This window comes from Mesoflavibacter profundi (assembly GCF_014764305.1).
Lineage (GTDB): Bacteria > Bacteroidota > Bacteroidia > Flavobacteriales > Flavobacteriaceae > Mesoflavibacter > Mesoflavibacter profundi.
Genome location: NZ_CP061703.1, coordinates 1,867,325 through 1,881,393, shown reverse-complemented (window position 1 = coordinate 1,881,393; position 14,069 = coordinate 1,867,325). Strand labels below are relative to the sequence as shown.

Below are 14,069 nucleotides of genomic sequence, written 5' to 3'. Positions count from 1 at the left end.
TGAAGCGCTCTTTTTTTGATTTATTATCCTTATTTTTATACTCAGATTACAAAAATCAACTAAAACCAAACACATTGTCTGACTATAAAACCGGTCTTGATTACGCAAAAACACAAGATCAAAACGATACATTAGCGCAGTACCGCAATCAATTTCATATTCCTAAAGACAAAGAGGGAAATGATTGGTTATATTTTACAGGAAACTCGCTTGGACTACAACCAAAAAGCACGGAAAAGTACATTCAACAAGAGTTAAACGATTGGGCAAATCTTGGTGTAGAAGGTCATTTTGAAGCCAAAAACCCTTGGATGCCATACCACGAATTCTTAACTGAAAGTATGGCAAAAATTGTAGGTGCAAAACCTATTGAAGTTGTGGTGATGAACACGCTAACCACTAACCTACACTTGCTAATGGTTAGTTTTTATCAACCAACAAAGACCAAATACAAAATTGTAATTGAAAGTGATGCGTTTCCGTCAGATCGATATGCTGTACAAACACAACTAGATTTTCATGGTTTTGATGCTAATGAAGGTTTAATTGAATGGCAACCACGCGAAGGCGAAGAATTACTAAACATTGAAGATTTAGAAACCATTTTAGATGAACAAGGTGATGAAATCGCTTTGCTTCTAATTGGTGGCGTTAATTATTACACAGGTCAATATTTAGATTTAAAACGAATTGCCGAATTAGGTCACGCCAAAAACTGTATGGTTGGTATCGATTTAGCTCATGGCGCAGGAAATATTCAACCAGAATTACACAACTCAGGAGTCGATTTTGCAGCTTGGTGTACTTATAAATATTTAAATTCAGGACCAGGTAGTTTAGGCGGACTTTTTGTTCACGAAAAACATGCGCACAATAAAGAGTTAAAACGTTTTGCAGGTTGGTGGAGTCACAATAAAGACACGCGTTTTAACATGCGTCAGCCATTAGACGTTACACCTGGCGCCGAAGGTTGGCAACTCAGTAATCCGCCAATTTTATCTATGGCTGCCATAAAAGCGTCATTAGATATGTTTAATGAGGTTGGTATGAAAGCGTTACGCAAAAAATCTGAACAACTAACTGGTTATTTTGAATTTTTAATTAATGAATTAAACAACGATAAAATAAAAATAATCACACCAACAGATCCAAAACAACGTGGTTGCCAATTATCGATTCAAGTTAAAGATGCCGATAAAAGCTTACATCACAAATTAACCGAAGCTAATATTATTACAGATTGGCGCGAACCTGATGTAATACGTTGCGCACCAGTACCACTTTACAACAGTTTTGAAGATGTATTTAAAATGGTAGAAAAGTTGAAAGAAATTTTGTAGATGAAAAATTTTTTTTCACTAATAAAGGATGAAAATATTTTACTCAAAATCAAGAAGAAATCTGAAGCAAGTTTTTGGGAATATCAAATTTTAGGTCTGTTCTATTATCTTTTTAATTTAAGCTTTGACTATTTTATAATAACTGACAAAAAAATAGTTTATGTAATAAAAGATAAATTAATAAAAATTGCTGAATACAGTGATTTTTCAACCTTAGAATTTAATTCTAAAAACGATATTTTTTCTTATAAAAACATTGATAATCAAGAACAAAAATTAAATTTAAATAGACTTAGATTATCATATGAAGAAATTCAAAAAATAAAGAAAGTATTGAATCATAATATTTAGACACTTGATTAAACAAGGATAAAATAATGAAACAAAAAGAAAATATATTAATCATTGGTGCAGGTTTATGCGGTTCACTTTTAGCACTACGTTTAGCACAACGTGGCTATAACGTTAATGTTTACGAAAGCAGACCAGATCTACGTACAACAGATATTTCTGCAGGTCGTTCTATCAACCTTGCCTTATCAGATCGCGGTTTTAAAGCCTTACGTTTAGCTAATGTTGAAGATAAAGCGCGTGAGATTTGTATCCCAATGAAAGGTAGATTAATGCACGATACCAAAGGTAATACCTTTGCATCCAACTATTCTGGTCGTGACAACGAATACATCAACTCTATTTCAAGAGGTGATTTAAACGGAATGCTACTAACCGAAGCCGATACATACGACAATCTAACCATTCATTTTAATACAGAATGCGAAACGGTAGATCTAGACACCAATACCGTTCATTTTAAAAATCGTAATACAAATGAAGCTTTTAACGTGAATGCAGACGTTATTTTTGGTACTGATGGCGCAGGTTCAGAATTAAGAAAAAGCTACTTTTTACAGCGTAAATTCTTGTTTAGTTTTTCTCAAAATTTCTTAACACACGGTTATAAAGAATTAGAAATTCCTGCAGCTGTAGACGGAAGTCATCAAATCAGTAAAGACTATTTACACATTTGGCCAAGAGGTGAATATATGCTTATCGCTTTACCCAATTTAGATGGAAGTTTTACTGTGACGTTGTTTTTAGGACATGAAGAAGGCGAGTATAATTTCAAAGATTTAGATACAGAAGACAACATAAAAGCCTTTTTCAAAGCGCAATTTCCTGATGCTTTAGCGCTAATTCCAAATATTGCTGATGAATTTGCAAACAATCCAACAGGTGCGTTAGGGACTATAAAATGTTCACCTTGGCATTATCAAGGTAAAACTTTAATTTTAGGTGATGCAGCGCATGCTGTTGTTCCGTTTTACGGACAAGGAATGAATGCTTCTTTTGAAGATGTAGCGGTGTTAGATAGCATTATCGATAAACATGAAGGCGATTGGGAAACCATTTTTAAAACCTATCAATCGGTAAGAAAAGCAGATGCAGACGCTATTGGCGAATTAGCCGAAGAGAATTATTACGAAATGCGCGATCATGTTGCTACCCCAATGTTTAAGACAAAGCGCCAATTAGAAATGCAATTAGAAAAGCATTTCCCAGAACATTATTTTTCAAAATATTCGATGGTAACATTCAATGAAAATATTGGTTATCACGAAGCCATGACCAAAGGTCGTGCGCAAGACAAAGCCATTTTAAATATGATTGCAGATAACGAGATATCGATATCAGCAGATATGACTTATGAGCAATTAGAAAAGGCTTTACAAAAAGTACAAGAAAAAACTAACGATATTATAGACGATGACAACGTTGCAAAAACGATGCATCACTAAATTCCTGCGAAAGCAGGAATCTCATAAAAAAGAATAAACTGTCACTTCGAGCGCAGTCGAGAAGTCTCAGGAAGATAAAATAATCAAAAAATAGATTCTGAATCAAGTTCAGAATGACAATCAATATGAACACAAACGAAGGAACTAAAGTAACACCAAGAGGCGCATATCCTCACGTGAAAATGGTCGGCGATTTCATTTTCGTATCAGGAACCAGTTCAAGACGCGCTGACAATACGATTGCTGGTGTAGAACTTATTGACGAAATGAACACCAAAAAATTAGATATCGAAGTTCAAACTAGAGAAGTTTTAAAAAACATCGATAAAAATTTACAAACCGTTGGTGCAAGCTTGAAAGACGTGGTTGATGTAACTACCTTTTTAGTAAATATGAACGATTTTGCAGGTTACAACAAAGCCTACGCCGAGTTTTTTGAAAAAGCAACAGGACCAACAAGAACAACCGTTGCTGTACACCAATTACCGCATCCAGATTTGTTGGTTGAGATTAAGGTGATGGCGTACAAAAGAAAAGAGTAAAGAGAAGAGAACAGAGAGAAAAGACAAAAACTCTATTTTCTATATTCTTTTCTCTATTATCTGTGAATAAAATGAACATCAAAAACTACATAAACGGAGATTTCTCTCTTCCCATTGCTAATGGGTGGATTGACAACTACAACCCTTCAAATGGAGAAGTCTATGGACAAATCCCAAACTCATCAAAAGAAGACGTAGAACAAGCTTATCAAAGTGCTAAATCTGCTTTTCCTAGTTGGAGTCAAACTACTTTAGAAGAACGTAGCAGAATTCTAATTAAGATTTCAGAATTATTAGAAGCCAATTTAGACCGTTTTGCAGAAGCCGAAAGTAAGGACAACGGAAAACCAGTAAGTCTCGCCAAAATGGTCGATATACCTAGAGCTGCAAGTAATTTCAGATTTTTTGGAAATGCCATTACCCAATTTGCAAGTGAAAGCCACGAAAGCGTTGGTCAAAATGCTGTAAATTATACTCTACGCCAACCTATTGGTGTTGTTGGTTGCATCAGTCCTTGGAATTTACCTTTGTACCTGTTCACTTGGAAAATCGCACCAGCAATCGCTGCAGGTAATTGCGTTGTAGCCAAACCAAGCGAAGTTACACCAATGACTGCTTATTTGTTGGGAGAAATTTGTAACGAAGCTGGTTTACCAAAAGGCGTTTTAAATATTGTTCATGGTTTAGGCACTACGACAGGTCAAGCTATAGTAGAGCATCCAAATATCAAAGCTATTAGTTTTACTGGTGGAACAGCAACTGGCACACATATTGCCAAAGTTGCCGCACCAATGTTTAAAAAATTGTCTTTAGAATTAGGAGGTAAAAACCCAAATATCATCTTTGCCGATTGCGATTATGACGATATGCTGAACACAACGTTACGCTCGTCGTTTGCTAATCAAGGCCAGATTTGTTTATGTGGAAGCCGAATTTTTGTAGAGGAAACTATTTATGAGAAATTCAAAGCCGACTTTGTCGAAAAAGTTAAAAGCTTGAAAGTTGGTCATCCTTCAGAAAAAGACACGAATATAGGTGCTTTAGTTTCAAAACCGCACCTTGAAAAAGTGAAAAGCTACATCGAAATTGCTAAAGAAGAAGGTGCAACTATTTTATGTGGCGGAAACGAAGTTACTGTTAAAGGTTATGAAAACGGCTACTATTTACAACCAACAATTATTGAAGTTAAAACAGACGATTGTCGTGTAAACCAAGAAGAAATTTTTGGTCCAGTAGTGACCATTATGCCATTTAAAACTGAAGACGACGTGTTAGAAATGGCTAATAAGGTGAAATATGGATTATCAGCAACGCTATGGACGAATAACCTAAAACGCACGATGAGAATGAGCAACCAACTACAAGCTGGAATAGTTTGGGTAAACACTTGGATGATGCGCGATTTACGCACACCTTTTGGTGGCGTTAAAGCAAGCGGTGTTGGTCGCGAAGGTGGTTTTGAAGCTTTACGCTTTTTTACTGAGGCTAAAAATGTATGTATAAAGTATTAATGTCATTCCTGCGAAAGCAGGAATCTAAATTTTTAATTATTAAAAATTGTTTAACTAAATTTCAACTTGAAACTCTATTTTAATGCCTACTGTTACGTTTAATAGAATAAGTGAATACGAAAATAGATTTAGGAAAATTCGGTTAGAAGTGAATGGTAAATTATTCACAAAAATAAATAATGGCGAAATAAAAAAACTAGAGTTACCTTATGGTAAACATTATTTTCAAGCAAAAATTGATTGGTGTACTTCAAATATCTTAGAAGTAGAACTTATAGAAGATATCGATATAAAGTTAATGAAAGGTAAAGGGTCAACTCTATATAGGACAACCTTTGGATATAAAAAGTATTTATTATTACAGTTGGAAGTCAATTAAATATAACTTCCAATTAACATTAAAAAAGATTCCTGCCTACGCAGGAAGTTATTATGGACTTAAAACTAAACAACAAATACGCACTAGTTTGTGGTAGCACAGCAGGTATTGGTAAAGCAACTGCTTTAGCTTTAGCTGAAGAAGGTGCAAATATTACACTAGTAGCAAGAAACGAAGACAAGCTAAAAGCTGTTTTAGACGAATTACCAAAACACAGAAACCACGATTATATCGTAGCCGATTTTTCTAATCCGATGGAATTAAAAGAAAAAGTTGAAAGCTATATTAAGAATAATCACGGATTTCATGTCTTGGTAAACAATACTGGTGGACCAGCTGGCGGACCAGTTTTTGATGCAAAAATTGAAGAATTTGAAAGCGCTTTTACACAACATTTAAAATGTAATCATGTATTGGCACAAGCTGTTGTTCCGTTTATGAAAGATGAAGAATATGGACGTATTGTTAACGTAATTTCTACCTCTGTAAAACAGCCATTAGATGGACTTGGTGTAAGTAATACCATTCGTGGTGCTGTAGCCAACTGGAGCAAAACCTTGGCTAACGAGCTTGGACAGTTTAGTATTACTGTAAACAATGTGTTACCTGGAGCAACAGGAACAGAACGTTTAACTGAAATTATTAAAAACAAAAGCGCTAAAACTGGTAAAACAGAAGAAGAATCTGCTAATGCTATGAAAAGCGCTGTACCAGCAAAACGTTTTGCAAAACCAGAAGAATTAGCTGCAGCAATCACCTTTTTAGCAAGTGATAAAGCGAGTTACATTAACGGAATTAACCTTCCGGTTGATGGTGGTAGAACAAAAAGTTTATAAGCCTAATATTTCAAAAATATTATTCTTAATTTTATTGAATTGATGAATCTGCGTTAAGGATTGAAAGGTTTGTTTGAGCTCCTCGCAGAGAGCGAGCCTTGAAAGCCTGACCCGATAGGGTAACGCCCAAAATATTATATTATGAGCAAATTATTTCCGCCTATTAATTTTAAAGCATGGATTGAAGAAAATCGTCATTTACTAAAACCACCTGTTGGTAATAAAGTGGTTTGGAAAGATGCCGATGTTATTGTTATGGTTGTTGGTGGACCAAACGATAGACAAGATTATCACTATAATGAAACACCTGAATTTTTCCATCAAATTGAAGGTGATATGGTCTTAAAAGTGATTGAAGATGGTAAACCAAAAGATATTCATATTAAAGAAGGTGAAATTTTTGTGTTACCGCCAAAAGTACCACATTCACCTCAACGTAGTGCAAACACTGTTGGTTTGGTGATCGAATATCCAAGACCAGAAGGTGTTATGGATAAGTTACAATGGTACTCGGATGAAGATACAAGTTTGATTTATGAAGAAGAATTTATGCTTGATAATATAGAAACTGATATGCCTGCTATTTTTGACCGTTATAACGATATGGTTAAAAAAGGTGCTTTTAAAAAATAAATCAAATTACATCTAATCAACACAAAAACAGTTACTAAAATTTAAGATTTGGTAATCCCTTAAACAAATGAGCAAACGCAAACTAAGAATTAACGGTCATTCACACTTACTGCCTTATCCGGAAGAAATTCCGCAATTTATGAAGGATAAAGGTATTTTTTGGGTAGATAAAGACCGTAAATACATGCTTCAAAAAGATTGGAATAGACCTATTACAGATTCTAGTTTTTTCTTAAACGAAAAATTAGAATGGATGGAGCGCAACAAAATAGACCATGCAGTTGTGCTAAACTTATCTCAGTTATATGGTAATGGTTTGCGTGTTGAAGAAATGAAGCAAGCCTTACGTTTTCAAAATGATTTTAATGCTAAAATTCAGCATGAAAATCCAAGTAAATTTACGACAGGATTTGTAGTGCATCCAGGATTTGTACGTGGTGCTTGTTGGGAAATTGAACGTTGTGTGGAAGAATTAGGTATGCGTTTATTGTGTCTACCAACGCATTACATGGATACGATTGGGACTTGGCGTTGTATTTTTGATGAAGAAAACGAACCTATTTTTGAATTGGCCAATAAATATAATTTAGCTGTTGAAATTCACCCGTACGATGGTGAAAAATTTATTAAATTAGAAAATACCTCGTGGCGATTTCATTTGATTTGGATGTTAGCACAATGTGCAGATGCGTATCACTTTTTAACCTTAAATGGCTATCAAGATAAATATCCAAACATGCGAACTTGTTTTGCGCATGGCGGACAATTGGCACAGATTAATTTAGGACGACGCATACAAGGTTTTGATGGGAGACCAGATTTATTTGAAGGTAAACATCACCCAAGAAAAGCTGTAGCGCATCCTAATATTTTCTTTGATACATTGGTACATGATACTGGCGGACTTCAATTATTGATTAAAAATCAAACATCTAAACAAGTCTTAATGGGATTAGACGATCCATATCCTTTAGGTGAAATGGAAAGCGTAAAACAAAGTTCTTATCCTGGTAAAATACTAGATCTAGCTATAGAAAGAGATATTATTAATGAAACCGAACGTGATGCAATATGGGAAGACAATGTAATACGTTGGCTTTGCGGAAATGATGAAGCTGAAAAAGATAAATTATATAAGCGAATTTTAGGATAATGTATTTTTTACCAGAAAAATTAGACGATTATGTTGTTGCACATTCTGAAGAAGAGCCTGAATTACTACAACAACTAACTAGAGAAACCTACCAAAAAATTTTACAACCAATTATGCTTTCTGGACCGTATCAAGGTCGTGTGTTAAGCATGATTTCTAAATTAGTGCGTCCAAAAACTATTTTAGAATTAGGTACTTTTACAGGTTACGCTACACTTTGTTTAGCTGAAGGTTTAGATAAAAATGGTCAAATCCATACTATAGATATTAATGAAGAATTGCATGATTTTCAGCGTAAATATTTTGACAAATCGGCTTATGGAGATCAAATCATTCAGCATACAGGAAGTGCTTTAGATATTATTCCTGCTTTAGATATGACATTTGATTTAGTATTTATTGATGCCGATAAACCTAATTACGTAAATTACTTTCATTTAATTATTGAAAAGCTAAATCCTGGCGGAATTATTCTATCGGATAACGTCTTATGGCACGGTAAAGTGGTTGAGCCTTTAAACGAAAAAGACACATCTACAAAAGCTGTTTTAGAGTTTAATACACTTTTAAAAGACGACCATCGCATAGAAACTGTCTTACTACCAATACGTGATGGATTGACTATTAGTAGAAAAAAATAGGTTTTATGAAGTTAAGAGATATCATAATATTAATTTTGAAATGGCTACCAACAGTAGCAATCTCTATTTTTTATATATTAAATGCTGTAGATAAAATTATTGATTCAAATCAGACCGAAAAGGTGATTTCTAATTCAAGTGTTATGATTTCTACTGGGATTTTCTTACTTGTTTCAGTGATATTATTTTTTTATAACAAGACGATGTTTATAGGAACTTTTTTACTATCTCTTTACATGACTCTTATAGTATTTATACATATCTATAAGGATAAACCTTTTGAGGTCGCAGCATTAATTGTGATTTCAACCATTTTTGCTTGCTATATAAGAAATCCTAAACAATTCAATTAAAACTAAGAGTAATTACTCTCTTTAAAAGCAAAAAAACCTCTTCAACTTGAAGAGGTTTTTTTGTGACTTATTTCAATTTAATTATTGTACAGCTTGTAAAGCATCTATTGTTCCGTAACCAAAACTAGAATGTTTATTTGGATATAGATGTGCAGATTGTTTTAGTTTATTTAAGACTTGGCTTCTACTCCAACTTGGATATTTAGACCAAACTAATGCAGCAATACCAGCTGTTGTTGCAGTAGCTACAGAAGATCCGCCTGTATATTGTCTTTGTCCGTTATAAAATCCTAAAACTGGCGGATGTTTACTTGTATTGTTATCGCCTTCCATTACGATAGTAAAATCTATTTTATCACCTTCGTGACAAACATCGCAAGTTTCATAATAAGCGCCATCTGTAATTCCAGTTACTGCAACTGTTTCGCTCATAGTTGCCGGAAAAATAACACCATACCAATTGGTAAAACTAGTTGATGTTCCTCCAGCAGCAAAAATTAATTTTCCTTTACTGTATGCGTATTTAACTGCATCTTTTATATTACCAATTGACCACGGATAACCTATTGACATCGAGATTATTTTAACATCACTTCTGTTTCCTAATTGAGTTAATGCATCACTTACACCTTTACGCTCGTGATAATCATTTAAAACTACATCTTCCGTAGCTCTGTAAGCCACAAGGTTTGCATTATAAGCAACACCAACTGGCATTCCGTTATCGTTACGTGGCGCTGCAATAGTCGATCCCATTTGTGTACCATGACCACATTTATCATGTGGACCATCATAATTGCTACTCCACCACCAAGAAGAATCTATAAATGTTCCATATTTTTGAACAAAACGACCGTTTGAATATCCGTCGTTAAATCCAGAACTATTTAATAATGTTTGAGATTGAGATACACCTGTATCTATTAATCCTACAGTAATACCTGATCCTGTTGAATAGTTCCATGCTTGTGGAATATTGTGCTGATAGAAGTGCCAAGACACTTGCGCATTATTTGGCGCTACTGTAGAATAATGTGCAGAATTTATAGTTTCTCCATTTTTAGAACAGCCAGAATCTGACAAAGATCGTTGACTACTAGTGTTAGTAGAATAATATTGGTTATATCCATTAGGCTCTAAATACCTAACACCATTGATTGATTTTAAGCGTTTTATTGTTTCAAAATTTTCAACTTGAACATCGATAACATTAATAATATCGTGCTCTACTAATGTTTTTTCGCTTCGTTTATATCCTTCTGTAGCTTCTACAATTTGAAGAATATTTTCTAGGTTTTGTTTTAGTCTTTCAGATTTTACTTCACTAAAATATTCGTCTTCTTGACCATAACCTATTGTTAAAATATTATTACCGTGTGTAACTGCACTCCAAAGTGTATGTGCATCTACTTGGCTCCAATCAAAATCACCAGTAGTTTCTAAACTATTTGTTATAATAGTATTTATTTCTTGAACAGATAATGGCTCTTTTGCTTCTTCTGATAATGATTCTTCTTGATCATTAAGAATGGGTTCGTCTTGACAAGATTGAATTGTAAGGAATACAAAAAGTAAAGTAAAAAGTTTAAGGGAAAAGGTTTTCATACATATAGGTTTAAATGGTTAATTACCTAAATATATGAATATTTAATAATTATAATTGATTAAAATTAAGAATTAATTAATTTAACTGAAGTTTTTATACGAAAAACAAAATTACTTATTACGTTTTATAGAACCAGTAAATTGTTCTAAATCGTCTTTAACTTTATTAAGTTCTTCGTTTACATCTTTAGTGATACTGGTATCGATGCCATGATTTTCGGCAGATTTGGTAATTTCTTGTTTAATATCGTTAGTCGCATCTTTAAGTGTACGCATTCCTTTACCTAATCCTCTAGCGATTTCAGGAATGTTTTTAGCACCAAATAACATGACTACAACCACAAGAATAAAAAACACTTCTGGAGTACTTATAAATAAAAATGTTGTTGCCTTTATCATGCTACAAATATACTAAGTTGTTTGTTTAGTCCTTAAAAATATACCTCTAAAATTTCTGCATTATTAGACTTTAACAAAACTTGATTAATAGACGCTGGAAAAAGCATGGTTTCTCCTGTTTGTAATACATACTCTTTTTCAGCATGTGTAATACTTAACGCTCCAGAAACACACATATATATTACAAATGAATCTGTGTTTGTATAGTCTTTTGTTACTTCACCCTTAACAGGTAAAAAATTAGTTTTGAAATAAGGCGAATGAATTAGCGTATTTGATCTATTTAATTCTTTATCATATAGTGTTTTATAGCTATTCTCTACATTAAAATCTAGTACTTCTAAAGCTTGATCTGTATGTAAATCTCTTGTTTTTCCGGTGGTTTTATCTACACGATCGTAATCGTAAACGCGATAAGTGACATCTGACGTTTGTTGTATTTCTGCCAACATAACTCCTGCTCCAATTGCATGTATACGACCAGTTGGAATATAAAACGCATCACCTTTTGTAACATTTTCGTGATGCATTACATCTAAAACAGTTTTATCTTCTAAATGCTGTTTAAATTGTGTTTTATCAATTTCTTTTTCAAAACCTACAATAATATTAGCGTCTTGATCTGCTTGCATGATATACCACATTTCGTTTTTTCCAAAAGAATTATGGTGAGTTTTTGCATACTCGTTATTTGGATGAACTTGAATAGATAACGGTGTTTTTGCATCTATAAATTTAATTAGCAACGGAAAAGCTTCACCAAACTGTTTATAAACACTTTCACCAAGAAATTCTCCTTTAAACTCTTGTATTAACTGCTTTAAAGTATATCCTTTAAATTGTCCGTCTGCGACGATAGTTTCATCATTAGGTACATCTGAAATTTCCCAAGATTCGCCAATAGCATCACTATCATAATCTTTATTTAAAACAGATTTCAATTTTTCTCCGCCCCAAATTCTATATTTAAATAACGGAACAAACTTTAATGGAACTAACATATTATAAGTGTTTAGAATACAAAAATAAAATTAATTATTTAGTTTACTATAGTTTTATTTGTTGGTCACTATTTATGTAAATTTTAGTATTTTTACCTATTACAAAGCCTATAGTAATGACATTAAAAAATATCGAAACAAATCCTATTTTAGAGCGATTACCAAAACATCTTACGCAATTTATAAAACCTCAAGATTATGAGGATTATAGTGCAATAGACCAAGCTGTTTGGAGATATGCTATGCGAAAAAATGTAGATTACTTAAGCCAAGTTGCTCATCATTCTTATTTAGACGGTTTAAAACAAACAGGAATTAGTATTGATGCTATACCAAATATGTATGGGATGAATCGTATTTTAAAAGAAATTGGTTGGGCTGCAGTTGCAGTAGATGGATTTATTCCACCTAATGCTTTTATGGAATTTCAAGCTTATAATGTTTTAGTTATTGCTAGTGATATTAGACAATTAGAACATATTGAATATACGCCTGCTCCAGATATTATTCATGAAGGTGCAGGACATGCACCAATTATTGCAAATCCAGAATATGCAGAATATTTAAGACGTTTTGGTGAAATTGGTTGCAAAGCTATAAGTAGCGCCAAAGATTACGAATTATATGATGCTGTAAGACATCTTTCTATAATAAAAGAAGCGCCAAATACGCCAAAAGACGAGATTGATAAAGCCGAAAAAAAAGTTGAAGACTTACAACATAATATGGGCAAACCAAGCGAAATGGCTTTAATAAGAAATTTACATTGGTGGACTGTAGAATACGGTTTAATTGGTACAATTGAACAACCTAAAATTTACGGCGCTGGATTATTATCTTCTATTGGTGAAAGTGCTTGGTGCATGACCGATAAGGTAAAAAAATTACCTTATTCTATAGAGGCAACTTTTCAAGATTTTGATATTACAAAACCGCAACCACAACTATTTGTCACTCCTGACTTTGCGCACTTAAGCTTAGTTTTAGAAGAGTTTGCAAATACTATGGCATTACGTACTGGTGGCGCAAGCGCAGTAAATAAATTAATAGAAAGTAACGCTTTAGGTACAATAGAATTAAGTACAGGTTTACAAATTTCAGGAGTTTTTACTAATGTTATAGAAACTAACGGAAAAGTACATTACATACAAACCACTGGTAAAACTGCATTGGCTAATCGTGATAAAGAATTAGTAGGACATAGTACTTTAGAACATCCAGAAGGTTTTGGATCTCCAATAGGAAAATTAAAAGGTATTAATCTTGCTATTGAAGATATGTCGCCAAGAGATTTACGTGCATATGACATTTATGAAGGTGAAACGGTAACGCTTGAATTTGAAGGTAATATTACCGTAACTGGAGAAATTATTACGGGAACTAGAAACCTACAAGGAAAAATTATATTAATAAGCTTTAAAAACTGTACCGTAAAACACAACGATACGGTTTTATTTAAACCTGAATGGGGACAATATGATATGGCTGTAGGAAAAGAGGTTATTTCTGGATATTCTGGACCTGCAGATTTGCATAGTTTTGATCTGATTTCTCATAAAATTAGTAGCAATACCATTCACGAAGAAAAATCGCCAGAAAAGCTTGAACTTATTTCACTTTACAAACAAGTTAGAGATTACAGAGAAGGTACAAATAAGACCATTTCTAGAACTAAAGTTTTAGAGCAGTTACAAGATAAATTTCCTAACGATTGGCTTTTACCTGTCGAGTTGTATGAATTAGCTTTTAAAGGCAATGAAAAAGAATTATGTACTTCTATTTTAAACCATCTAGAAACTATTAAACAAAACCGACCTAAAATTGGTCATTTAATAGATGACGGTATTAAAATTGTAAATGAAGAAGTTGTTTTAAGTTAA

General features: G+C 33.3%; 15 protein-coding genes. 12 read left to right on the top strand and 3 right to left on the bottom strand.

The features are described 5' to 3' along the window. Window positions 1–74 precede the first annotated feature (74 nt). The 11 genes from kynU (at window position 75) to IFB02_RS08340 (ending at window position 9,184) form a co-directional block, all read left to right on the top strand. Window positions 75–1,340 (top strand): kynureninase, encoded by a 1,266-nt coding sequence (gene kynU, locus IFB02_RS08390; protein ID WP_191073170.1) that lies wholly within the window; start codon window positions 75–77, stop codon window positions 1,338–1,340. Then, window positions 1,341–1,691, top strand: coding sequence for a hypothetical protein (locus IFB02_RS08385; RefSeq protein WP_106687734.1), 351 nt, complete (start codon window positions 1,341–1,343; stop codon window positions 1,689–1,691). A gap of 26 nt (window positions 1,692–1,717) precedes the next feature. Beyond that, window positions 1,718–3,136 (top strand): FAD-dependent oxidoreductase, encoded by a 1,419-nt coding sequence (locus IFB02_RS08380; protein ID WP_191072663.1) that lies wholly within the window; start codon window positions 1,718–1,720, stop codon window positions 3,134–3,136. 125 nt (window positions 3,137–3,261) lie between these two features. Then, on the top strand, window positions 3,262–3,678 hold the full coding sequence (locus tag IFB02_RS08375; protein WP_191072662.1) for a RidA family protein: 417 nt from the start codon (window positions 3,262–3,264) through the stop codon (window positions 3,676–3,678). 71 nt (window positions 3,679–3,749) lie between these two features. Continuing rightward, window positions 3,750–5,189: an aldehyde dehydrogenase gene (locus tag IFB02_RS08370; RefSeq protein WP_191072661.1), complete on the top strand. Its 1,440-nt coding sequence runs from the start codon at window positions 3,750–3,752 to the stop codon at window positions 5,187–5,189. A gap of 82 nt (window positions 5,190–5,271) precedes the next feature. Then, window positions 5,272–5,568: a hypothetical protein gene (locus IFB02_RS08365; protein ID WP_191072660.1), complete on the top strand. Its 297-nt coding sequence runs from the start codon at window positions 5,272–5,274 to the stop codon at window positions 5,566–5,568. A gap of 53 nt (window positions 5,569–5,621) precedes the next feature. Further along, entirely contained in the window at window positions 5,622–6,404 is a 783-nt protein-coding gene (locus tag IFB02_RS08360) for an SDR family oxidoreductase (RefSeq protein WP_191072659.1), read from the top strand. A 141-nt stretch (window positions 6,405–6,545) separates the two neighbouring features. After that, the gene (locus IFB02_RS08355; RefSeq protein ID WP_106676654.1) at window positions 6,546–7,037 is read left to right on the top strand and encodes a 3-hydroxyanthranilate 3,4-dioxygenase; all 492 of its coding nucleotides are present in this window, start codon (window positions 6,546–6,548) and stop codon (window positions 7,035–7,037) included. 67 nt (window positions 7,038–7,104) lie between these two features. Beyond that, a complete protein-coding gene (locus tag IFB02_RS08350) occupies window positions 7,105–8,190 on the top strand; it encodes an amidohydrolase family protein (protein ID WP_191072658.1) in 1,086 nt (361 codons plus the stop codon). Then, window positions 8,190–8,831, top strand: a complete 642-nt coding sequence (locus tag IFB02_RS08345) for an O-methyltransferase (protein WP_106676652.1) — start codon at window positions 8,190–8,192, stop codon at window positions 8,829–8,831. Before IFB02_RS08350 ends, IFB02_RS08345 begins: the two co-directional genes overlap by 1 nt. Window positions 8,832–8,836: 5 nt before the next feature. Next, the gene (locus IFB02_RS08340; protein WP_191072657.1) at window positions 8,837–9,184 is read left to right on the top strand and encodes a hypothetical protein; all 348 of its coding nucleotides are present in this window, start codon (window positions 8,837–8,839) and stop codon (window positions 9,182–9,184) included. A gap of 81 nt (window positions 9,185–9,265) precedes the next feature. Here IFB02_RS08340 and IFB02_RS08335 read toward each other — a convergent pair whose 3' ends face one another. The 3 genes from IFB02_RS08335 to IFB02_RS08325 all read right to left on the bottom strand — a co-directional run bounded on the left by IFB02_RS08335 (window position 9,266) and on the right by IFB02_RS08325 (window position 12,189). Beyond that, window positions 9,266–10,789 (bottom strand): S8 family peptidase, encoded by a 1,524-nt coding sequence (locus tag IFB02_RS08335; protein ID WP_191072656.1) that lies wholly within the window; start codon window positions 10,787–10,789, stop codon window positions 9,266–9,268. A gap of 111 nt (window positions 10,790–10,900) precedes the next feature. Further along, window positions 10,901–11,188, bottom strand: a complete 288-nt coding sequence (locus tag IFB02_RS08330; protein WP_106687741.1) for a Sec-independent protein translocase subunit TatA/TatB — start codon at window positions 11,186–11,188, stop codon at window positions 10,901–10,903. A 32-nt stretch (window positions 11,189–11,220) separates the two neighbouring features. Continuing rightward, a complete protein-coding gene (locus IFB02_RS08325; protein ID WP_191072655.1) occupies window positions 11,221–12,189 on the bottom strand; it encodes a type I phosphomannose isomerase catalytic subunit in 969 nt (322 codons plus the stop codon). Between the two features lie 116 nt (window positions 12,190–12,305). Here IFB02_RS08325 and IFB02_RS08320 point away from each other — a divergent pair, with 116 nt between their 5' ends. Then, complete coding sequence (locus IFB02_RS08320; protein WP_191072654.1) at window positions 12,306–14,069, top strand: aromatic amino acid hydroxylase; 1,764 nt, start codon at window positions 12,306–12,308, stop codon at window positions 14,067–14,069.